Genomic DNA, 24,166 nt, shown 5'->3' with positions numbered 1-24,166 from the left:
GCGGTTATTAGACGGACACTCTTATTTTACCTAGAAATTGGGAAATTGCTGAGTAAGCGGCACCCACACGTGTGGACCGACTGCCCAGAGCAGCCCATTCAATCTGCAAACTGCGGCGGTGATAGGGCAACGTACGCTCCTCCACCACTTGTTTTAGCGCCGTTTCAATCCATGGTCCTGCTTCAGAAAGAGGGCCGCCGATAATGATGCGCTCAGGATTAAAACTGTTGACGATATTGGTGATGCCAACCCCCAATTTGCGGCCGATTTCCTGGTATAATTTCAATACATCTTCATGGCCTTGCTGTGCATAATCAATCAATTCCCGTGTAGTATGTGCTGGCAAAAGCAATTGATGATCCGGGTGCTCATAAGCTTTCTCCGAAGCATATAACTCCCAGCAGCCACGATTGCCACAGGAGCAAGGTCTGCCCTCTGCTTCAATGGACATATGGCCTGTTTCTCCGGCATATCCCCAGGCACCTTTGTACAGCTCGCCATCCACCATAATGCCTGAACCAATCCCGATGCCTGCACTAATATAGATCAGATGACGTACACCGATACCCGCACCAAAATTCAATTCTCCATGCGCACCTGCATTCGCTTCATTGTCGATCGTGACAGGTAACTCGAATACTTCTTCCAGCATGGCACGCAGGGGAACCTTCTCCCACCCCAAGTTGGGTGCAAACAGCACCGTCCCTTCCTCGTCCACCATACCCGGCACCCCGATTCCAATGCCAATTACCCCGTGAGGGGAGGGAGGGGCTGCCTGAATCAGATGTTCTGCCGCAAGTTTCAGCTGTTCAAATACAGAGGAGACATCATGTTGTTCCAGCTTCACGGCGTACTCTGTGATGATATGACCTTCAAGATCGGTAAGCACACCCTTTAAGTGGGTCACGCTAAGTTCCAAACCTACGGCATATCCCGATGTACCGCGAAATAGCAACATCAGAGGTTTACGTCCACCGCTGGATTCCCCAGGACCAATTTCCTGCAAGAGTTCATCATTGATCAGATCGGCAACCAAATTGGATACCGTTGCTTTGTTCAGCCCTGTAATCTCGGATACCCGCGCACGGGAGAGGGGGGCATGACGCCGAATCGTATCGAGGACGATCGACTTGTTTATCTTTTTGACCAGCATCTGGTCTCCGGTAATTTTCATATCCATATGCACTCCTATTCTTCTATAAAAGGGTTCAGACCCACAATCCGTAAACAAGCTATTCGACTATTATAGCGTAAACAAACGTGCAAAAAACATTTTTATTTTTACTTTGTTTAACCAATAGACAAAGTATAACCTATGTGTTAGGATAACGTTGTAAACGATTACTTTCAAAACTATTGAGGAGGCATTTTACATGGCCTATTTTGAATCCGTTAATAAAATTTCATTCGAAGGTAAAGATTCCACGAATCCATTTGCTTTTAAACATTATAATCCGGAAGAAGTTGTAGCCGGCAAATCGATGGAAGAGCACTTCCGTTTCGGCATGGCTTATTGGCATACATTAACAGCAGGTGGTAGTGACCCGTTTGGTGCGGAGACTGCTGTTCGTTCTTGGGATAAATACTCCGGTCTGGACCTAGCGAAAGTACGCGTGGAAGCAGCATTTGAATTTTTGGAAAAAATGAATCTCCCGTTCTTCTGTTTCCACGATGTGGACATCGCACCAGAAGGCAACAGCCTGCGTGAGTTCTACAGCAACATCGATACGATCGTTGACCTGATTGAAGGTCACATGAAATCCAGCGGCAAAAAACTGCTTTGGAATACAGCAAACATGTTCTCCAACCCACGCTTCATGTTTGGTGCAGCTTCCACTTGCAACGCAGATGTGTACGCTCATGCTGCAGCGCAAATCAAGAAAGGTCTGGAAGTGGGTAAACGTCTGGGCGCAGAAAACTATGTGTTCTGGGGCGGTCGTGAAGGGTATGACACATTGCTCAACACAGACATGCAACTGGAACAAGACAACATTGCCCGTATGTTCCACATGGCAGTAGACTACGCGAAGGAAATTGGCTTCGATGCACAATTCCTGATCGAGCCTAAACCGAAAGAGCCAACCAAACACCAATACGACTATGATGCAGCAACTTCTATTGCCTTCCTGCAAAAATACGGTTTGGACAAACACTTCAAACTGAACCTGGAAGCTAACCATGCTACACTGGCTGGTCACACATTCGATCACGAGATCCGCGTTGCCCGTACAAACGGCATGCTCGGTTCCCTCGATGCCAACCAAGGCGACATGCTGATCGGTTGGGATACGGATGAGTTCCCGGTTGATATGTACGATGCTACATTGACAATGTACGAAGTATTGAAAAACGACGGTATCGGCCATGGTGGTGTGAACTTTGACGCCAAAGTCCGTCGTGGTTCCTTCGAAGCAGACGATCTGTTCCTCGCACACATCGCTGGTATGGATACGTATGCTAAAGGTCTGAAAGTAGCAGCGAAATTGATTGAAGATCGTGTATTCGATGACTTCATCGAAAAACGTTACAGCAGCTTCAGCGAAGGTATCGGCGCAGATGTGGTTGCAGGTAAAGCAACACTGGCTTCCCTTGCAGAGTACGCGCTGAACAACGAAAGCCCACGCAAAAACCAATCCGGACGTCAGGAATTGCTGAGAGCAAAACTCAACCAATACATCCTGGCTGACTAATATCAGTTGGGCTTTTGGTATGGAAGATTGTGAACCAACCATACGTTTTGCCTGTAGTAACGCTTGGGGAGGAGTATAACAAAGTGTGCACGCCAGCATAGCCTAAGCTTGTACCACGGAACGCCTGAACAAGCATGACATTCGGACCGTCCCCGACTTTCCCCTGGGAAGGGGGGGGCGGTTTTTTGATCCTTGAACCGAATGAGTTTCTTGTGCATTATGGTTTGCGTGTCCACTACTAATGACAGATATAGGTCGTAGGCACGATTTTAGCTACAGAAACGAGTACGTTTTACTCGTTTCATATCCATGTGTGTCCATGATTAAGCATGCAGAACGGAGTGAGCAGAAAGGACCCGGAGGAAGCGAAGCGGTCGCATTTATCCCCGGATTTCTCCCATGTAAAAGGGATGAAGGAAATCCGGGGGTAACGGCGATCTAAGGGTTTTCTGATCACGGAGTGACTCTCATGTAAACTTGGATTCTTCGTGGGTATAACCTGAGATAAACGAGAGGAGTTAACTCATGAGTTACGTAATTGGTGTCGATCTGGGAACCAGCGCAGTTAAAACGGTGCTGGTTAACCGTGAAGGGAAAGTGGCGTTTGAAGCTTCCGAGGCTTATCCGCTGTACCAGCCCAAAGCTGGATACAGTGAGCAGAACCCGGAAGATTGGGTAGAGCAGACGATTGTATCGCTGCGCAAATTGCTGGAGGTGTCCGGCGTACATCCTTCGGAAATCGAAGGACTGAGCTTCTCCGGACAGATGCATGGATTGGTGCTGGTGGATGCTGAAGGTAAACCGCTGCGCAATGCAATTCTGTGGAACGATACACGGACAACGGCGCAATGCCGCCGCATTGAGAAGGTGCTGGACGGGAAATTGTTAAGTATTGCCCGCAACCGTGTGCTCGAAGGTTTTACCCTGCCCAAAATCCTGTGGGTACAGGAAAACGAGCCGGAATTGCTGCAACAGGCAGCGCTGTTCCTGTTGCCGAAGGACTATGTGCGGTATCGCCTGACAGGTGATTATGCGATGGACTATTCGGATGCAGCAGGCACATTGCTGCTAGACTTTGCAGGCAAGCAGTGGAGCAAGGAAATCGCGGAAGCTTTTGAGCTGTCGCTCTCCTTGTGTCCACGCCTTGTGGAGTCATTTGAAGAAGTAGGCACATTGCTGCCTGAGATTGCGGATCAAACCGGACTTGCAGCCGCAACGAAAGTTTATGCAGGCGGTGCGGACAATGCATGCGGAGCCATTGGCGCAGGCATTCTGAGTGAAGGACAGACGATGTGCAGCATCGGAACGTCCGGGGTAGTGCTTTCCTATGAAGAGCGTAAAGATCTCGATTTCGAAGGCAAAGTGCACTTTTTTAACCATGGCGAGAAAGATGCCTTCTATATTATGGGAGTAACACTTGCGGCAGGATACAGCCTGTCCTGGTTCAAGGATACGTTTGCAGCAGACAAATCATTTGATGTGCTCTTGCAGGGCATTGATATGATTCCAGCGGGAAGCAACGGGTTGCTGTTCACACCTTATATCGTCGGCGAGCGTACACCGCACCCGGATGCAAACATTCGTGGCAGCTTTATCGGCATGGATGCCGGACATAAGCTGGAGCATTTTGGACGTGCTGTGATGGAGGGCATTACGTTCTCACTGCGTGAGTCCATTGATATTCTGCGTAACGCTGGCAAAACAGTGAATGAAGTTATTTCCATTGGTGGCGGCGCCAAAAATGAAGCCTGGCTGCAAATGCAGGCCGATGTCTTCAATGCAATCATTGTGAAATTGGAAAGTGAACAGGGCCCAGCAATGGGCGCGGCAATGCTGGCGGCTTATGGCTGTGGCTGGTTCCCATCCTTGCAGGAATGTGCAGCAGCATTCATTCGTCCTGCCAAATCCTATGTGCCTAACCCGGAAACGGTTAAGGTGTATGACGGACTCTTTGCACTGTATCAGGATGTGTACGGGCAAACACGCAGCTTGAATGATCGTCTGGCAGCATATCGTTGATTATTCAGACCTCTTTTATATTGAGATCTCAATAGGTCATTAACTATTAAACCAATGAAATATACCATTAAGGAGGTACCTGCGAAAGCGGGTGCCTTTTTTGTCGTTGTTCATGAAAGAAGGGTATATCATATTTCAAGATTCCTAAACGTCATGAAAGGTTTCCCTGCCAGACATAACCCTGTTCCAGACGTGCATAGATTAGATATTGAGGTTAATAGAGGTTCAGCCAATTAATCATTCATATCACATCAATTATTACGCGTGACAGACTCAGCCTGGAGGTGGGGAGTTGGAAGATCGTGAAGCAACCACGAGGCCGCATGTCACCTTGTCCATGATTGTTCGCAATGAGGAGCACAGGTATCTCAGACAGGCGTTGGAGACTCACCGGCCGTGGATTGATCGTGCGGTGATCATTGACGACGGAAGTACAGACCATACCGTCGCTTTATGCCAGGAAATGCTGGAGGGAATCCCGCTTACGTTGATTGTGAATCCGGCCTCCCTATTTGCAGATGAGGTGAGTTTACGCAAGCAGCAGTGGGAGACAACAGTGGCTACAGGACCGGAATGGATCTTGAACCTGGACGCGGATGAAATTCTGACAACGGATTTTGGTATTGTACGGAATCAACTGTTGGGTGGAACGGAGGACGCCATTTATTTCAGGTTGTTTGATATGTGGAGCGATACACATTACCGGGAAGACCAATACTGGCAGGCTCATGCGTATTATCGGCCATTTCTGGTCCGATACCGACCGGAATGGAGCTATGAGTGGAAGGAAACCCCGCAGCACTGCGGCCGTTTTCCGCTAACGATTCAGCATTTTGCCTATGGATGTCACTCCCCTCGAGTGAAGCACTATGGTTGGGCGCGTGCAGAGGACCGGATTCGTAAATACGAGCGTTATCAAGCACTGGACCCGGATGCGAGATATGGCTGGAAGGAACAGTACGAATCCATTTTGGATGCAGATCCAATACTTCTGGAATGGTCGGAATAAGGGAAGGAGGACAATAGAGTTGAAGAAGGAAAAAGAAAAAGGTAAAGAAGAGCCAAAGGAAAAGATTCTTATCGCAAGCCCTGTTCGGCAGACGGCTGCGGTACTCCGTGAATTTCTCCAGTCCTTGGAATCGCTTGAGAGAACGACGGTAACGACAGACTATCTGTTTGTGGACGACAACGAAGAAGAAGCGGCATCCAATATGCTCCAGGAGTTTGTACTTCGGCATGAAGGCAACCTTTTGGATGCGAATGTAGATGAAACAGATGCCAATCAGGGAAAAGGAATTTACAACAAGGACGAGGGTGGGCACTATTGGCGTGACGAACAGATCTGGCGGGTAGCCGGACTGAAAAATCGTATTTTGGCATATGCCCGTGACCAGAAGTACGATGCCGTGTTCTTGATTGATTCCGATCTCGTCCTGCATCCACGGACATTGGAACAGCTCGTATCGAACAGGAAGGAGATCATCTCCAATATCTTCTGGACTCGATGGCAGCCGGGCACAAGGGAAATGCCACAAGTCTGGTTGCAGGATGAGTACGCCCTGTTTCGCAAGGGAGGCAAACGCAATACAGGGGAGGAAGCAGAGGACGAAGGTACACAAACGGATGCATTCCTGAGGCAATTGCGTACCCCGGGTTGTTATGAAGTGGGTGGACTGGGGGCATGTACCCTTATTCGCAGGAACGTATTGGAGTCCGGAGTTTCCTATGACCAGATTCCGAATGTATCTTTCTGGGGAGAAGATCGCCATTTTTGCATCCGTGCTCAGGCACTGGGGTTCCGTTTATACGTAGATACACATTTTCCGGCCTATCACATCTACCGACTATCGGAATTGCCCGGAGTAGCTGCTTTTAATCGCAGAGCCATACGCGGAGAGGAATCGATCAGTATTTCGCTGTGTATGATTGTGAAAAATGAAGAGGCTTCCCTCGCCAGATGTCTGGACTCGGTTAATGGGATCGCTGACGAGATTGTAATTGTAGATACGGGTTCGACGGACCAGACGCGTCAGATCGCAGCTCGTTATACGGAACGCATCATTGATTTTGAATGGGTGGATGATTTTGCGGCAGCAAGGAACTTTGCCTTTGAACAGGCAACAAGTGAATATATATTATGGCTGGATGCAGATGATGTGTTTGAACAGGATGACCGGGTGAAGCTCATTGATCTGAAGCGCTCCCTGGACCCTGCTGTGGATAGTGTGACGATGGATTATCATCTGTCCTTTACGGCGGAGGGGAAGGTGGCATATAGTCTGAGGCGGAACCGACTGGTGCGCAGGGATCGGAATTATCGCTGGATTGGTGCCGTGCATGAATATTTGGAAGTGGCCGGCCATCTGCTGCATAGCGACGTGGCAGTCACGCATAAGAAAGATAAGGAATACACGGATCGCAATCTAAAGATTTATCGCAAACGCGAACAGGCAGGGGAGGCATTCTCTCCGCGTGATTTATATTATTTTGGCAATGAATTGAAAGACCACGGGCATCTTGAAGATGCGGTGCAGTACTATGGAAAATTTCTGGACACCGGGCTGGGATGGGTGGAGGATCAGATCGCAGCATGCCAGAAAATAGCTGATTGCGAGGTATCACTTGAACGTTCGGAAAAGGAAGTCTCGGCATTGTTGAGATCCTTTGCCTTTGATTTGCCGAGGGCTGAGATCTGCTGCCGATTGGGTGGATATTTTGCCGACCGTGCCGATTACCGCAAAGCCTTATACTGGTATGAACAGGCGACCCGCGCCGTACGCCCGACCGATCCAATGGTAGTAATGAATGAAGCTGCATGGACATGGATGCCGCATCTACAATTGTGTGTGTGTTATGACCGGATGGGCAATCGGGCAAAAGCCAAAGAGCACAATGACATTGCTTTGATGTACCATCCGACACATCCCAGCATGTTGTATAATGATAAGTATTTTAAGGATTTGGAGAAGGATAATAACGTGCTGGAAAATGCTTAGAGCAAACCTCTCTAATGGAATAAAGTGGATGAATAATCCCTTTTTCCATGGAGAGGTTTTTGTGTTCCTATTTAACTTTATACCGGAGACATTGGTGCACTCACTCTCACAAGAAATTGGATCAAATGATTTCATCCAGGGGACGATATGCTTTACAATAGTGACTAACGGAAAAGCGGTGATAACGAATACTTGTCTTCGGCTGCCGAATCTATGAAACAAGGGGAAGTTGGCATGAATCTGACGGAAGTATTATTGGAATCGAGACTGGTGGCTATTGTTCGTGGTATTAGCCGTGAATCTGCTCAGGCAGCAGGGCAGGGAATGACTGATGGTGGAATCCGACTGATGGAAGTGACGCTGAACACACCTGGGGCACACGATATTATTGCAGACTGGCGTGCAAGGCATGAGGGGAAGGCTTATATCGGGGCGGGCACGGTACTCAATGTGCAGATGGCCAAAGAAGCCGTCGCAGCGGGTGCTCAATTTCTCGTGTCTCCGAATGTCGATCTGTCTGTTATTGAATATGCTGTAGAACATGGAGTGGAGATCTGGCCCGGTGCGATGACGCCAACGGAGATTGTGGCTGCCTATGAAGCAGGGGCAAGAGTGGTGAAGCTGTTCCCAATGGCAAGTCTGGGTATTCCGTATTTATGTGAAATTAAGGCTCCACTGAATCATATTCCACTGCTTGCAACAGGAGGAGCCACCCTGGATAACATTGCAGATTATTATGCAGCGGGTGCGGCGGCAGTGGGACTTGGAAGTGCACTTTTGCCACGAGAAGCACTTGCAGCAGGGAATGATGAGCAGATTGCCGCTTGCACACGTGCATTTGTGGAAATAGCGAAACTCGAGGGTTGAACCAGGAAACCAACAGAAGTGGACCAGACACATCGGGGTATATATAAGGAGAGCTTCTGTACCATTAGATAATATAAGAAGTGATGTGGATTAACGTCCTGTTAACCTTGCTGTCGTATGATGGAGTTAGGCCAGAAAACGGAGAGGAGTGACACCAGTGAAAGCTAAAACGATGATTGGCGGGATGATTGCTGTTGCCGCGGTAACTGCGGGTGGTTTATGGAAGGCAGCGGTGAATAGTCAGACCCCCAAAAAGATTCCGATTACGCTCACACCGCCCATGCCATTTGAGGATATAACCTTTGAGAGTGGAGGCGGGCGAGTGCATGGCTGGTTCATTCCGGCTGGAGCTCATATCCAGAAGCCTTGGCCTTTGGTTATTATTGCACATGGATGGGGCTCCAACCGATCACGTGTCCTCCGTTATGCTCGTCCCATTTGGGAAGCAGGTTATGCGCTCTTTATGTACGATGTTCGAAGCCATGGAGCCAGTGATCCAGTTAAAGCGGCTTCAGCTTACCTGTTCCGCGACGATCTGCTGTCAGCATTGCAATATACGTCGTCACGCCCGGAAATTGATCCTGCTGCAATCGGTGTGCTTGGGCACTCCTTAGGCGGACTAGGCACGATCCTCGCTGTGACGGAGGGCATTCCTGTATCAGCGGTGATCACGGACTCCATGCCATCCCAATTCGAGGTTATCGTAAGTTCCGAGCTGAGACGGCGACGTCTGCCTCTGTTTCCGCTGGCCCAGCTGATTCCGCGAATCTGGTTCTGGCGGCTTGGTGAATCTCTGAAAACGTATCGCCAGCGCGATCCCGTTATGCTGCTGAACGAACGGCGCAAAGGCATGCAGCTGCCGATGCTTATGGTGCATTCCAAAGGTGATAACTTTATTCCACCAAGCGAACTTGAATATTTTATGTCCAAAGCGGATCCGCCCGTGGAGCATCTATGGGTCAATAGCGGAGGCCATAGCTGTTCAGAAGAAGATCCCGCGTTCTGGAATACGGTTATTCCATTTTTGAAAACTCATGTAAAGGTGCAGGCTCAGTCCAATGAATCTGTTATACCGAACGTCAATATAGAGAAAATTCAGCCCACTTGATGCTCAGACTGATCGTCGAAACGCCAACCCGGTTGGCGTTTTTTTGCTGTTTCTATAAAATATGCAGAAATTCACATTTGTAAAATTGTTGGGAAAATGACGATTAAAAAGGAAGCTTATGGTATCATAGAATAGACTGGCAATATTCATGCGAGGTTATTTTGCATGCATCCTTGTATGAAATTGAAGGGAGAGGTCCAGATTTGAGTTTTGATTGGAATTTTAATGTACGATTCAAAATGTTTACAGCCAAAGCGGCTACAGCAGCCATGGCAACTTTGCTTCTGGCATCACAGACACCAGGGTTTGCAGGCAGCGCGTCGGCAGCGACAGCGGAACAGGTAACAGAATCCGCAGCGGGGGAAACGGAACAACCACTTGGATTAACAGACAACGAGGTGCCTGAAGGAGCGAAAATCTCCTCCAAGCAAGCCAGCGAGAATATACTGAAATTATTTCCATTGTTAAAAAAGGCGACGATTTCATCCGTACGATTCGATTCACCGAACTCTTACCCACCACCGGATTACAAGGCGTGGGAGATTGGCTTTCAAATTGTCGAAGGAAACCATACGATGGGATTCAGCGCAACGGTACATGCGGGCACGGGGGAAGTGCTAAGCGTACATTTGCCTTCTGAATTACTGGATAAGCAGTCTACTGCTTCTGATGTCAAATTGACCAAAGACGAGGCTGAGAAATATGCAGAGGCATTACTATTCAAAGCTATTCCCGGATTGAAAGAAAATGACTATGCTTCTCTTGGAGATGTGTATCAATTCACTGCACAGCAATCTTTGTTTGGAAGAACGGAATATCGATATGGTTACCAACTCAAGCATGAAGGGTTGCTGTCTGAGGCAGAGACGATCTACATAAGTGTGGATGAAAGTGGCCTGGTGACAGGCTATTCAAGAAGTACAACCGGAGCTGAATATCCTTCATCGAAGTCGGCAGCATCGGAAGAGAAGGCCAGTCAACGATTTGAGGAGCAATTTGATGTACAGCTCGCTTATATCTCGAATGATCGTCTATCCTCGCTCAAAGGACAAAAGTATTATCTTGGTTATATGCCGAAGAATTCCAGCATGGTTCCGCTGGATGCTAATACACTGGAGCCGATTAACGCGATGACTGGAAAAGCGATTGGTGATGAAGATTCTTTACAGCAGAATAAACCTTTAAAAGGAAGCGTAGCTCCTTTTGTCGCAGCGAACGGCCAGAAATTAAATGCACAACAGGCTGAGAACATCATTAAAAAGAACTTTGATATTCCGAAAGGTTACAAGTTGGAGCATAGTCAGTTAAGCAAAGGTGAGTATGCGAGTCCTAACAATCAAGTATGGAGCCTGAGCTGGAGCAATCGAAATGCGAATGTATCCTACATGTTCATGCGAGATATTTCAGCACAGGTAGATGCGCTTACTGGACAGATTTATAGTTACAGCTTGTATCAACGGGTGGAGCCGGGTGCTGCGCAGGAGAAACCAGCGGATGAGAATGAGACTAAGTCTGTAACCCGGACACAAGCCGAGAAACTTGCAATCAATAAGGTGATTGCATTGGTTCCAAGTGCAGCAGAACAATTCCGGTTGTCCAGCGTGCTTGAATTTGAAGGTGCACGTACATTTATGTTCCAGCGCTACATGAACGGAATTGCGGTTATGGATGATACAGTACAAGTACAAGTCCTGAAGGATGGAGCCATCAACGAATTTTATACAAGGATTGCTGCAACGCCTGAACAGTTGCCTGGAAACACCAAACCAGCCATCAGTTATGAAAAGGCAAAGGCAACCTATCTGGAAGCATTCAAGTTAACACTGGCTTACTCCCGCTACGGTGGTTATGCCATGAGTACAGGTCAGGTCGTTCCCTCGGGTGTAAACCTGGTTTACCAGCCTACACGAAATGGAAATTCGATTTCCGCCAGTTATGAAGTACTTGATGCTAACACTGGGGAATGGAAGTTTTTATACGGTACTGGAAGTGCCACAGCGAATGTTGAACCTAGTGATATTTCGGGTCATGTGGCGGAGGCTTCGCTTCGGAATATGACTCAACATGCCGTAATTCTTTCAGATGAGCAGGGACGTGTATTCCCAGACCGGGTCATCACGAAGGGTGATTGGTTTACCTATCTGGCAAGAGCGGTTAACCCGAATATGGATATGTATTACAGTGGAAACGGGAGTGAGAAGCTATATGCTGACATTACCCCGGAGAGCCCTTATTACCAAGCTGTGCGGACATTGATCGATCAGCGCTGGTTAGCGGGTGCTGATTCTGAAACGAAGCTAAATCCAGAAGAGGAGATGACTCGTGAAGAGTTGGCAGTATTGCTCGTGCGCATTTTGCGCTATGAGAAACTGGCCGGATTCTACACATTGCCATCGGATCTTCCCAACCTGGCAGATGCCAGTGCAGTCAACAACAAGGGAGCGGTCTCCCTCAGCATCAAGCTGGGATTGTTGCCTTCGATTGAAGGACGATTCATGCCTGCACGCAAAGTGACGGTTGCCGAGGCGGCTCAGGTATTGGAACGTCTGGCCAAGCTTCAGGGCAAGACGGATACCTTTATGAGCGGCAATCGTTTATATTGATTGGAGTTTGTTGCATAAATGCCCGGAAGAGTCATATGATGAGGATAACGGGTAGGTTAGGGTGTTTTGCTGAAGACAGGGGGACCTTCTACGGAGGGTCTCTTTTGATGCTTTTCGACAAAACTAGAAGCCTGCCGTCAATCCCTTTTGTGATACAATGAGGCATGAGAACTTTGCAAAGAGAGGTGGTATCCTTTCATGGGCAAGCACGGAAAACGAGTGATAACCCTGCTATTGGCTGGTTGTCTTGTTGCTGTGGCACTGCCACATGCAGTCGATCTGGATCAGCTGTACGCGGCGTCGGGAACATCGGACATATCCACGAATACGGATCTGCGCGAGACGTTGCTGAATGCGATGTCCCAGCGCACAGAGGAACTTGTTTTTACATACAAAGGCAATGTGAAAGGCCTCAAAAAACAGTTGCAGAGCTCCATTGACGAAGCAATGACCAGTGATCCTTATATTCAATATACCGTTAAAAGTTATGCATTTAACTATAAAGGCTCCAATGTATCCGCAGAGGTGCATGTGAAGCTGGCATATCGGGAAACGAAGGAGCAAACCGACTACGTGAACCGCAAGGTGACCAACGTGCTCAAAGAGATTATCGTACCTGGCATGACGAATCATGAGAAAGTTAAAGTCATTCATGACTGGATTGTACTTAACCTTTCCTACGATACATCCTTGCAGAAATATACTGCATACGATGGACTTGTTACCGGCAGTACCGTATGTCAGGGATATTCATTGCTGGCTTATCGCATGCTGGAGCAGGTGGGTATAGAGAATCGGATTGTGGAAGGAACGGCTGGTGAGCAATTACACGCCTGGAATCTCGTCAAGCTGGATGGCAAGTGGTACCATATGGATACGACGTGGGATGATCCTACTCCTGACCGTAAGGGCAAGGTAAGTCACAATTATTATTTGCTCAGTGATGATGAGATGGCACGTGACCATGTATGGACAGCTAAAGGCAAGTATCCTGCTGCATCTGCTCCCTATCGTGAAGCTTTGCAAACTTTGGTGAAGGCGGGAGGTAGCAAGGCAAACGCGTACCAGAAGCTGTATCATACACTGGAATACTCGCTCTACGACGAAAGTGATGCGATTAGTGGTCATTCTGCACTGAAAACTAAAGTTCAGAGTGTGCTCAAGGATGGTGGAACCTCGCTGACTTTCAGATACAAAGGTACCGAGACGGGACTAGTAGAGGATTTGCAGGATCTGTATCAGCTTGGCATGAAGTCGATATCGTATTACGTATCCAACATGGAGGATACCGTGGATCTGCGTGTGAAAATTACCTGGACCATGTGACATCAAACTTTGTATGAATGATTATAATAGGACACACCTTATGGTGAACAAGGACGCTCATGGATGAGCGTTCTTTTTTTACGTGGATGATGGCTATCCCGAAACTTGGACGAACAAAAAAGGCAACCTTCTCTCCAGTGGAAAGAAGGTTGCCTGTGCAATATCGTTATTCATTTGTAGTTGTAAAATCACATTCCTGTAATGGTACAACTTTTGTTTTCTTAATAAATTTATAACCCAGCCATAAGATCAGGAACAGTGGAACGCTTAAGTAAGCGACGAGGGCTCCGCTCCAATCGATCTGATCGCCCGTGAACGCCTGATAGTTCTGTCCAATAATGACGACGATACATAACACAAAAGCAAAGATCGGACCAAATGGGAACCAGCGTGCACGGTAGGGCAGATCGTTCAAATCCCGACCTTGGGCCACATACGCACGGCGGAAGCGATAATGGCTGATGGCAATGCCGAGCCAGGTGATAAAGCCACACATACCGGATGCATTAAGCAGCCAGGTGTATACAATGCCATCACCGAAAAGGGAGGCTAGAAAGGCGAGCATACCTACCGCTGTGGTCAAGAGCAGGGCGTTCATTGGAATGCCCTTTTTGTTCAGCCGACCCAAGAAGCGAGGCGCTTTGCCATCCCGGGCAAGAGCATACAGAACACGACTTGAAGCATACATGCCTGAATTCCCGGCAGACAGTACAGAGGTCAGAATAACGGCATTCATGACGGAAGCAGCAATGGCCAGACCGGCTTTTTCAAAGACAAGAGTAAACGGACTAACTCCGATGTTGTTCAGATCACCTTTAAGCAGATTCGGATGTGTGTAAGGAATGATCAGACTGATGACTGTAATTGCCAGAATGTAGAAGATCAGAATACGCCAGAACACTTGCCGAATAGCACGAGGGACATTTTCACGCGGATTTTCGCTCTCACCGGCTGCTACGCCAATGAGCTCCGTTCCCTGGAATGAGAACCCGGCAGCCATAAATACACCGAGAACCGCAAAGAATCCGCCATGGAATGGGGCGTCTCCTATAGTAAAGTTACTGAATCCAACCGCTTCTCCGCCGATAATGCCGAAGATCATGAGCACACCAACGGTAAGGAAGATGATCACTGTAGCGACTTTGATAATGGCAAACCAGTATTCCGACTCTCCGTACCCTTTAACAGACAGTACATTTAGGGCAAAGATTAATACGAGGAACAACAGACTCCACAACATGGATGAACTGTCAGGAAACCAGTATTTGATGAGTACGGTTGCTGCAGCGAGTTCTGCTGCAATGGTGACGGCCCAGTTGTACCAGAAGTTCCAACCCATGGCGAACCCGAGGGCAGGATCGACGAAGCGGGCCGCATACGTATTGAATGAACCGGAGTCAGGCATGAAGGTAGCCAGCTCTCCGAGACTGGTCATAAGAAAGAAGACCATGATGCCGACGGCAACGTAAGCAATCAGTGCACCGCCGGGGCCTGCATTGGAAATAGCGGTTCCGCTTGCGAGGAACAGTCCTGTACCAATGGATCCACCGAGTGCAATCATGGTCATATGCCTTGCGCGTAGTCCTTTTTTCAGGGTAGGTCCTGTGTTAGTTTGGTTGTTGCGGTCTTGCATGGAAACACTCCTTCTTTCAGCGTACTAATGGGTTCAGAACAATGGAAATAACCAAAAGACCGCAGGCATTAGCCTGCGGTCTTTATTATCAATCGTCCGCACCTCGTCCCAGATGTTTAAGATAGCTCAACACAGAAGAAATCATACCCTCCGAGGAAGGCATCATACATCTGTGACAGTTCTGCACCTTTCGGCAACAGCCCCAGCCGCGCTGGACAACGTAAGGAACCGTCCTGCGAGCTTCGGCGGGTGCACCTTTCGGCTGAATTCATAAGCGGCTCCTTAGCGCCTCCTTCAGCGTACTGATCGCACCCGCGACCTCTACCTCATCATCATGGATGAGGTGTATCTATTGTCTATGAAATTATAAATCACAGAACGTAACACTCAATGTCCTGTTTAGTAAACAGACAATCAGTATAACCCCCATGGTATTCCAGTGCAATAACAATTGTTGGATATGAATCGAAAGGACTATTCCGACGTCTTGTTACGCCCAGCCATCTGCTGCCATACGGTTCCAGCTGCCTGTTCCCCGGATTCAATCCGTTCCAGTGCCATTTTGGCTTGCAGGCTGACTTCAAACTCAGGATCTTCGGCTGCCTTCCGCAGAGCTTGCTCTGCTTCTTCGGTTCCCACTTCGTACAGGAAGCGGGCCGCACGCCAGCGTACAAGCTTGCTCTTGTCGGATAACGTAGCTGTCATGGCTGCCGTTGCTGCAGAATCACCGATATCGGAGAGGGTATCTCCGGCAGTTCGACGTACAGCAGGCGAACTATCCTGCAGAGCTTCGTACAGCAATTCCATCGCTTCCGGTGTACGGATATCACCAAGATATACAACAGCCAGCCGGCGTATCTGCATTTTATTGTCATGGAGTGCATGAGCAACGAGTGGCAGCCGTTCTGCTGTAGGTTCCATGCCATCAAATGCAGCATAGCGAACATTCCAGTCCTCATTATGCAGAGCCTCTTCAAGCTCGGCACCATCCAGCTGGCGGCGACGTTCCACGAATTCTTCGGCATTGGAGCCGTGCTCAATGGCTTGTTGAATCACGCGTTCCAGACGCTCAGGCGGATATGCTGCTTCCAGCTCCTGTTCAACTTCTCTTGCGATTTCAGGCAATTCACCGTAGCGAACGCCATAGTCACTCAGTTTCCGTTCCTTGATCAGCGTTGCACTGGCGACTTCAGTAACGGCTTTGACGAATCGATCCGAGAGCGAAATGCGCTCTTCCTTGGCGCCGGCTTTGACCCGAATTTGCATCGGTACACCTCTGAAAAATTGAACGAATACCTGTGCTTCACCGAAGTGCTCGCCAGAGGCATCTTCAGATTCAATCCAGTCCAGATCAATTCCCTGTTGGCCAAGACGGCTTTGGACTTCGCCAAGTATGACGGACCAATCCGCATTTCCCTTGCGGTCAAGAGCTACGAAGTCGGTCGTGTGGAATACACTTTTTACTCCGGGAATATGAAGCATCTGGCGAATAAACGCCGGAGCAGACCGTTCGTTATCCAGTGTATATGTTCTGCGGATCCCGTCCTCCAGACGTTCGTCCAGATGCAGCATCATCGTATTGGGACTGGGTGTTGGTTCAATGGAAACAATATTCATCGGTTCATAACCTCCTGTACCGGATTCATTCTTAAAGTTCCCGCAATGGACACGGGCATATCCCTATTTTACATGAATTGCCGCAAACTGCGAAATGGGTAATGAACCTTACACAGTTTGTTAAGACGTACGAAGATAGTTAACACTTCTTTTATGTTCACACACGAACATTTTTAAATGAAGATTGGCACAATAAGAAGAGAGAATGAACTGGAGGTTATACCTATGGAACCCATTACCGTACTTTCGGACGGAAGTCGTGGTATTGATTATGACAATATGATTGAATTGTTGAATGAATGGATAACAGACGAGCAGAGGGAGCCCGCAATGAGGAGAGAAAAGAACGTGAATAACGAGGAGGGGGAGGAATGGGGCACAGCTCACTATTGTATTGTGGATTATCAGGACGCTGGACAAGCCGTATCAGCAGCCAATGCCATTCGGGCATTTATGCCTCAGATTCCTTTGCTGGTGATTACGGATTTTCAATCGTTGATTCGCAAGCGCCATTTGCAGCTTATTACGGGTACGGGCCTGATAAAGATGATCCTCTGGCAAGAGGAAGAACCAGATCGGCTGATCATGGAAATCCAGCGGTTGCTGCATTCTTTTGCATACAAAACAAAAACAGCTCAGCCCTCAACCCAGTCGATTAGACGATGACAGAGAGAGGACATGAGCCATTATTTCATTTCGGCGTGTACTAAATGACGTATTTATATCCCGTTCCCCAAACCGTCTTGATATACCTTGGATTTTTGGGGTCGGGTTCAATTTTTTTACGCAGGCTGGAGATGTGCACATCGATTGTACGGTCCAGATATGCCCGTTCTGAGCCTTTAATACGATCCATGAGTTCATTGCGGGTGAACACTTTGCCGGGATTTCGGTACAATTCCTTCATAATTTCAAACTCAATATGAGTGACCTCAATTTCAAGGCCATCCACAAACAAAGTTCTTCTGTACTCATTCACACTGACATGTCCGACAATTTCAGCCGGTTTGTCCTCTTTTATCGGCTTGTCCGGGTAGGAGATGGCCGATCTGCGCAATAATGCCTTAATTCGTGCGTCAAGCTCTTTTAGACTAAAGGGTTTACAAAGAAAATCATCCGCACCATTGTGCAATGCTCGGAGCCGATCATTCAGCATGGTGCTGGCTGAGATCATTAATATGGGTACAGTCGAGTGTTGGCGAAACGCATCAACCAGATCATTACCGTCTGTTTCAGGCAGCATCAAGTCAGTCACTACAATATCGGGCTGGAATCGTGGGAAAAGTTGAAGTGCTTCGCGTGCATGATGGACCCGTTCAGTTATGTAACCCTCCTCCTCAAGAAAGAAAGCAATCATGTCGGCCAGATTTTTCTCATCTTCTATAAGAAGAACTTTGATAGACATTGAGGTCACACTCCTGATGAAATGAATTTGTTAAGAAACTTCTTAGAAAAAGCCGTAATATGTGTGGAAATGCTGCAAATTTTTTAATGTTTGTATTCCAGAATATAGGATGCATATGTAGTAAGTTCTATAGGGTTTCAGCTAAACTTCAGTATTTTACCATGAATGCAGCTCAATTGCCGATCATTCAAAATTTCCCAAAGCTACATCGAGTAGTTATTACAGTATAATGTATCAGAACGGTTTGAGGGAAATAAAGTAGATCTTACGAGCTTTAATCCATAGGAGGTACCAACGTTGTTGTTGAATGCAAACATAGAAATCAGTCATAAGGCCAGCTGCCTATGGACTACATAAAGGTAAATAAGGTGTTGGAGTGGATGGTAATCAAACTCCGTATTCCGTGGTTGGGTACGGCCATCCTAATTATCCTTGGTACGCTGGGAACGATATTTCCGCTGACTCTGTTTTATGGGGTACAGCTGTTGTTCGGCACAGCCGCAACTTTTATTGCCTTGCGCTTACATGGAGCCATATACGGATTCACTTCTTTGATAGCAATCTGTACCTTGGGTGTATTATTCGGGGGTCTAGTCCCAAATAGTTTTTTTATGATTGGCGCTCATACTATTGAATTAATCTGGATGCTGGGATGGCAGATCCGATGGAAGAATGGAAGTGTCATGAAGGCCAATGCTGCATTCTGGGTCGTGATGTTATTGCCAGTGACCTTTTATGGATATTTCATGATGAGCATGAATCTTGAAGAATTAAAGTATGGATATATGCATGTTGCTGTGACTAGCATGGTGAATGCACTAATTGCAGGTATTGTGGTGGACTTCTGGATTACCAATGGCGAGCTGAAGTCGAAACGGACAGGAACCATTCCGCTCACACGGATTGCTTTTAAATACGTCGTAGCTTTTGTAGTCGTTGTCTCTCTTGTTCTGTTATCGGCCGATAGCCGAAGACAGCTAGGTCAGATCAATGACACCATTGTATCTAATCTAAAACATGCTGCGAATGCTGTGATCAAGGATTTAAATGATCGATATCTAACCCAAGAGAACATGCATCAAAGTATGGAGCGTTATCATCATCTACTGGGTGTGAATGTCATCATTCTTGACCCAAATGATAAGGTCATTGCTTCTGGGCTGGATACGCTCCAAGTGGGAGAATACCTGGATATCAACAAATATCGTGTTCTCAAGCCAGGCGAGAACAGCATACTATTTCATTCCGGGGATGCTTATTATAGTGATGTACTTACTCACTGGAAACAGGCATCGTTCATGTACGAAGCAGATATGACTACAAGCACTCCATATCGAGTATTTGTTGAGACCAACTCAGCCAATTATTACACTCGGATTGAGGCGATCTACTTGACCACACTTCAATCTCTGTTCATCATTTTTGTGGCTTCCATGATTGTCGCCGCTCCTCTCAGCCGAAAAGTAATAAGTCCATTGAAGCGTCTTACACGCATGACTGGTTCTCTTCCGAGGCTGTTATTTCGTAATGGGGAGATGGAATGGCCAACCAGCCATGTAACAGAAGTACAGATACTGATTGGTAATTTGCGCAAAATGGCTGATGTGCTTCTAGAGCAATTCGAACAGATTCGTCAGGACAAGCTCACTCTGGAGGACAGGGTTAGAGAGCGAACCAAAGAACTGAAGAATAGTGAGGAGATCAAACGCGCTATTATTGATTCATCCATCGATGCCATTATTGCTGTAGATTCAAACGGACTGATTATCGAGTTTAATCCCGAAGCCGAAAGAATGTTTGGTCTGAAACGAGAAGAAGTAGTATTCGAGAAGGATGCTCCTTCCCTTTTTCAGGGAGCGAGCTGTATGGAAATCAAAGAAATGCTGGAAAGATTCGAATATATCCGGGGTAAACGGCATGTCATCGTCGAAGAGATCTCAGGTATCCGTTGGGATGGTTCGGTTTTTCCGATTGAGTATAAAATTGTAGAAATTCAATTGGGCAATAACGAAACGCTGTATAACTTGTTTATCAAGGATATTACCGAGCGCACAAGGGCTGAAGAAGATCGTGTACGTCATGCGCTGGCTCTGGAGAAGCTGAATGCGGAGCTGTTTCATGAAAAAGTTGCCATTCAGGAACAGCGTGACATCAGCGAGCATTTCATTGAATCCGTTCGGGAAGGTCTGGTCATGTCAGATCGTTCCGGCACCATCACAATAGTGAATAGAAGAATGGAAGAAATGTTTGGCCTCGGAGATTTTTCGGGCAGATCGATCGAAGATTTAGCCAATGCCATTGATACCCTGGTGTTAACCGCCGATTTCAATTTGGTTGAGCAGACTCGTGCTTTTCTGAACGGAGAACTGGCCTTTGTGGAGACTGAATTTATATTCAATGATGTGGAAAAGAGTGTATTTTCCCTGTACATGAAGCAAATGGATGTTCCCGGTAAAAACCATGGATTTCTCCTGGTATTCCGTGATCGTACGGAGGAAGAACGCCTGAATCGGATGAAAAACGAACTGATCAGCGTGGTGTCCCATGAGCTTCGTACCCCTGTAGCAACCATTATGGGCTATGTGGAACTAATGATGATGTATGATCTTCCCGCCTCACAGCGTCAGGACTTCATGGAGACCATTTCTTCGGAAGGCGCACGGCTGAGTAGTCTGCTGGATGATGTACTTGATATTCAACGTCTGGACAATGAAGGCATGACCTATCATAAGACGTATGTACCGTTGCTTGAGTTGGTTGAGGGTGTTGCTGAGCAATGGAATATGCAATCCATTCAGCGTATTTATGTACATGCGTTTAATGGAGACTTTTTTGCTTACGCGGACCAGAATCGGATGGTTCAGTTGCTGCATAATTTGGTAGGTAATGCAGTCAAGTACTCACCTGGAGCAGACCGAATTGATATTACGTTGTGGGAAGAAAAAGAATGGTTATGCATCGATGTACGTGATTATGGAATAGGTATTCCAGAGAACGTGCAGGACCTGCTATTTACGAAGTTTTATCGTGTGGACAATTCGGATCATCGTCAGATTGGCGGGACTGGACTGGGGCTTTACATTTCGCGCAAAATTGTAGAGGACCACCAGGGAACGCTTACCTTTATATCCGCACCGCACAAAGGAAGCACGTTCAAGGTTCGATTGCCTAAGCAAGACGAACTTTTGTAAGGCAAGAGAAGCCTTTATCTAATAGGATGCTTTTATCCTGAAATAGATAAAGGCTTTTTTTGTTTTTCAAAATTTCCCGGATAAAAAAACAACTTCTTTTGCAAACTGTCTATAGAGCCATAATTTGCATGCCATGCAAAAGGAGGACGGCAGGTCTATGTTCCGTAAACAAGAGAAAACCCTTATTATCGTCTGCCTGGTCGCAGCCGTGATCGTGCTGTATGCCGTTGTCAAAAGTATTATCCGGATCATGAGTTATTGAGGCATATCGTCACACAGGCGGTATGAAGTCGTACATAACGATTATGTGAAAGAGGAGTGTAACCCATGTCATCCCTGGATCCTGTTCTGCTCAGCCGGATGCTGACCGGTCTTACCCTGTTTGTGCACATCATTTTTGCTTCCATCGGTGTAGGCGTTCCACTCATGATCGCCTTGGCTGAATGGCGCGGACTGCGCACCAATGATATCCATTACACCTTGCTGGCGCGCAGATGGGCGCGAGGTTTCGTTATTACCGTTGCAGTTGGTGTAGTTACAGGCACCTCAATTGGTTTACAGCTCAGCCTGCTGTGGCCGATGTTTATGCGAGTAGCGGGGCAGGCGATTGCCTTGCCGCTGTTTATGGAGACGTTCGCCTTTTTTATAGAGGCCATCTTTCTTGGAATCTACCTCTACACATGGGACCGTTTCAAAAAGAAATATACCCATATGCTGCTGTTGATTCCGGTGGCTCTAGGATCCTCTGCCTCCGCGATATTCATTACAACGGTGAATTCTTTCATGAACCAGCCTCAGGGGTTTACCCTGATTAATGGCATCATGAAGGACATCCATCCAATTGCTGCGATGCTGAATCCGGCTACCCCGACCAAGGTATCTCACGTGCTCGCCTCGTCATACACATTGAGTGCGGGTATATTGGCAGGCATCGCTGCATTCAGCTTGCTTCGGGGTCGGGATCATGTGTATTACAAAAAGGCGCTTAAGCTCACTACGGTATGCGCGCTCGTATTTGCGGTCAGCACCGTCATGATCGGAGATTCTTCCGGTAAATTTCTGGCGAAATACCAGCCGGAGAAGCTGGCCGCCGCAGAGTGGCATTTTAAAACGATGACGAAGGCGCCGCTAGTGTATGGGGGTATCCTTGATGAGAACAATGAAGTGAAATACGCCATTGAGATCCCCTATGCACTCAGCATACTGGCGGGAAACAGACCGGACACGGAAGTGAAAGGACTTGAAGAATTTCCGGCCGATCTGAGGCCACCGTTGTCCATTCACTATATGTTTGACCTGAAAGTAACGACCGGCGTGATCATTCTGCTGATTCCGGTGCTTTATGTGTTCCGACGCTGGCTGCCGGGGCGCAAGCCTTATCCCAAATGGCTCTTGCTCGGCATCGTCCTGCTTGGACCCCTGGCCATGATTGCCATTGAGCTGGGCTGGATGTTCGCCGAGGTCGGCAGACAGCCGTGGATATTGCGCGGGTACATGAAGGTGTCGGAAGCAGCAACAACATCATCCTCTGTAGGCTGGATGCTGGTTCTGTTTATTCTGCTGTACCTGATCCTTTGCTTTTCAGCGATTCGGGTACTCAGCAAGCTGTTCCGTAACAAGGAAGCAGAGAAGGAACTGGAGTCTCTTGGTCTGGAAGGAGGGATCGTGCATTGAGCTTTGAAATTGCAGGCATCGCGATCTTGTGGACGTTTCTGTTTGGATATCTGATCGTGGCTTCGATTGATTTTGGGGCCGGATTTTTCAGCTTTTACAGCATATTAACCGGACACGAGAACAAAATCCATAACATTATTCAGCGCTATCTCTCACCCGTGTGGGAAGTGACGAATGTGTTTCTGATCTTTTTTGTTGTTGGTCTGGTCGGATTTTATCCGGATAGCGCTTTTTATTATGGGACAGCGCTGCTTGTTCCAGGTTCATTAGCGATTGTGCTGCTTGCGATCCGGGGCGTGTACTACGCCTATAATACCTATGGGAACAATGGTCAGAACAGCCGGATTTACATGGCATTGTATGGAGCGACGGGATTGCTGATTCCGGCGGTGTTTTCCACCATTTTGGCGATATCCGAAGGTGGAATTATTGAGCAGGTGGGAGATCAGGTATTTTTTCGCTGGCGTGAGTTTTTGACGAATCCGTATACCTGGTCTGTTGTATTGCTTGCACTGGTAAGTGTGCTCTATATCTCAGCGATGTTTCTTTCCTACTATGCCAAGCGGGCGGAGGATGAGACAGCGTTTGAAGTTCTTCGGGAGTATGCACTCTTATGGAGTCTGCCTACGATTTTTGCCAGCTTTCTGGCATTTTTACAGATTAACAAACAGAATCCCGCACACTTTGAGCAGATGTTAAATATCTCATGGATGTTTATCGCATCTTTTATCTGTTTTGTGATCGCCGTCTCGCTGGTATGGAAACGTAAATATTTGGGCTGGTGTTTTATCGCCGTGATGCTGCAGTTCGCCTTTGCCTGGTACGGCTATGGGCGCTCACATCTTCCATACATTCTGTATCCGTACATTAATATTTTCGACAGCTTTACGAACAAGACGATGGGTATTGCGCTCATTACGGCGTTCAGCCTGGGACTGCTGGTGCTCATTCCTTCACTCGTGCTCATTATGAAGCTGTTTCTGTTTGATGCCAATTATGTGCGAGGTAATGCTGGCAAAAAGAAAGGATGAGTCCGT

The 24,166-nt window shown here is 47.5% G+C and carries 16 protein-coding genes, 1 pseudogene and 1 riboswitch; of the genes and pseudogenes, 13 read left to right on the top strand and 4 right to left on the bottom strand.

Annotated elements, in window-relative coordinates:
* Positions 1–7 precede the first annotated feature (7 nt).
* Positions 8–1,174, bottom strand: a complete 1,167-nt coding sequence (locus CRO25_RS27020; protein ID WP_064641135.1) for an ROK family protein — start codon at positions 1,172–1,174, stop codon at positions 8–10.
* 199 nt (positions 1,175–1,373) lie between these two features.
* Here CRO25_RS27020 and xylA point away from each other — a divergent pair, with 199 nt between their 5' ends.
* The 9 genes and pseudogenes from xylA to CRO25_RS26980 all read left to right on the top strand — a co-directional run bounded on the left by xylA (position 1,374) and on the right by CRO25_RS26980 (position 13,609).
* Positions 1,374–2,690, top strand: a complete 1,317-nt coding sequence (gene xylA, locus CRO25_RS27015; RefSeq protein ID WP_079697106.1) for a xylose isomerase — start codon at positions 1,374–1,376, stop codon at positions 2,688–2,690.
* A gap of 525 nt (positions 2,691–3,215) precedes the next feature.
* Positions 3,216–4,709, top strand: a complete 1,494-nt coding sequence (gene xylB / locus CRO25_RS27010; protein WP_079697105.1) for a xylulokinase — start codon at positions 3,216–3,218, stop codon at positions 4,707–4,709.
* 292 nt (positions 4,710–5,001) lie between these two features.
* Complete coding sequence (locus tag CRO25_RS27005) at positions 5,002–5,718, top strand: glycosyltransferase family 2 protein (protein WP_240321507.1); 717 nt, start codon at positions 5,002–5,004, stop codon at positions 5,716–5,718.
* A pseudogene (locus CRO25_RS34330) lies at positions 5,642–6,202 on the top strand (hypothetical protein); the annotation flags it as partial. The gene CRO25_RS27005 and the pseudogene CRO25_RS34330, both read left to right, overlap by 77 nt.
* 429 nt (positions 6,203–6,631) lie before the next feature.
* Entirely contained in the window at positions 6,632–7,705 is a 1,074-nt protein-coding gene (locus CRO25_RS34325) for a glycosyltransferase family 2 protein (protein ID WP_179132280.1), read from the top strand.
* Positions 7,706–7,939: 234 nt separating this feature from the next.
* Positions 7,940–8,572, top strand: a complete 633-nt coding sequence (locus CRO25_RS26995; RefSeq protein ID WP_079697103.1) for a bifunctional 4-hydroxy-2-oxoglutarate aldolase/2-dehydro-3-deoxy-phosphogluconate aldolase — start codon at positions 7,940–7,942, stop codon at positions 8,570–8,572.
* Between the two features lie 157 nt (positions 8,573–8,729).
* Positions 8,730–9,680: an alpha/beta hydrolase gene (locus CRO25_RS26990; protein WP_256863757.1), complete on the top strand. Its 951-nt coding sequence runs from the start codon at positions 8,730–8,732 to the stop codon at positions 9,678–9,680.
* Positions 9,681–9,883: 203 nt separating this feature from the next.
* Positions 9,884–12,283 carry a YcdB/YcdC domain-containing protein gene (locus CRO25_RS26985; protein ID WP_079697102.1) on the top strand — a complete coding sequence of 800 codons (2,400 nt, stop codon included), beginning with the start codon at positions 9,884–9,886 and terminating at the stop codon, positions 12,281–12,283.
* Between the two features lie 198 nt (positions 12,284–12,481).
* A complete protein-coding gene (locus tag CRO25_RS26980; protein ID WP_072735556.1) occupies positions 12,482–13,609 on the top strand; it encodes a transglutaminase domain-containing protein in 1,128 nt (375 codons plus the stop codon).
* A 166-nt stretch (positions 13,610–13,775) separates the two neighbouring features.
* Here CRO25_RS26980 and CRO25_RS26975 read toward each other — a convergent pair whose 3' ends face one another.
* Positions 13,776–15,242 carry an amino acid permease gene (locus CRO25_RS26975; RefSeq protein ID WP_063566581.1) on the bottom strand — a complete coding sequence of 489 codons (1,467 nt, stop codon included), beginning with the start codon at positions 15,240–15,242 and terminating at the stop codon, positions 13,776–13,778.
* Between the two features lie 114 nt (positions 15,243–15,356).
* A riboswitch (Lysine riboswitch) is annotated at positions 15,357–15,574 on the bottom strand.
* 142 nt (positions 15,575–15,716) lie between these two features.
* Positions 15,717–16,859 (bottom strand): virulence factor, encoded by a 1,143-nt coding sequence (locus CRO25_RS26970; protein ID WP_064640596.1) that lies wholly within the window; start codon positions 16,857–16,859, stop codon positions 15,717–15,719.
* 225 nt (positions 16,860–17,084) lie between these two features.
* Here CRO25_RS26970 and CRO25_RS26965 point away from each other — a divergent pair, with 225 nt between their 5' ends.
* Entirely contained in the window at positions 17,085–17,525 is a 441-nt protein-coding gene (locus CRO25_RS26965; protein WP_064640595.1) for a hypothetical protein, read from the top strand.
* Between the two features lie 40 nt (positions 17,526–17,565).
* Here the strand turns inward: CRO25_RS26965 and CRO25_RS26960 are convergent, their stop codons facing one another.
* Positions 17,566–18,264: a response regulator transcription factor gene (locus tag CRO25_RS26960; RefSeq protein ID WP_064640594.1), complete on the bottom strand. Its 699-nt coding sequence runs from the start codon at positions 18,262–18,264 to the stop codon at positions 17,566–17,568.
* 380 nt (positions 18,265–18,644) lie between these two features.
* Between CRO25_RS26960 and CRO25_RS26955 the strand changes: the two genes are divergently transcribed.
* The 3 genes from CRO25_RS26955 to CRO25_RS26945 all read left to right on the top strand — a co-directional run bounded on the left by CRO25_RS26955 (position 18,645) and on the right by CRO25_RS26945 (position 24,160).
* Positions 18,645–21,455: an ATP-binding protein gene (locus CRO25_RS26955; protein WP_176854785.1), complete on the top strand. Its 2,811-nt coding sequence runs from the start codon at positions 18,645–18,647 to the stop codon at positions 21,453–21,455.
* A gap of 327 nt (positions 21,456–21,782) precedes the next feature.
* Positions 21,783–23,129: a cytochrome ubiquinol oxidase subunit I gene (locus CRO25_RS26950; protein WP_063566586.1), complete on the top strand. Its 1,347-nt coding sequence runs from the start codon at positions 21,783–21,785 to the stop codon at positions 23,127–23,129.
* The gene (locus CRO25_RS26945) at positions 23,126–24,160 is read left to right on the top strand and encodes a cytochrome d ubiquinol oxidase subunit II (protein ID WP_063566587.1); all 1,035 of its coding nucleotides are present in this window, start codon (positions 23,126–23,128) and stop codon (positions 24,158–24,160) included. The genes CRO25_RS26950 and CRO25_RS26945 overlap by 4 nt, the downstream gene beginning before the upstream one ends.
* The last annotated feature ends 6 nt before the right edge of the window (positions 24,161–24,166 follow it).

The organism is Paenibacillus sp. RU5M (assembly GCF_900221055.1).
GTDB lineage: Bacteria > Bacillota > Bacilli > Paenibacillales > Paenibacillaceae > Paenibacillus > Paenibacillus marchantiae.
Note: the sequence above shows the minus strand (reverse complement) of the source record. Positions and strands in the feature narration are given on the sequence as shown.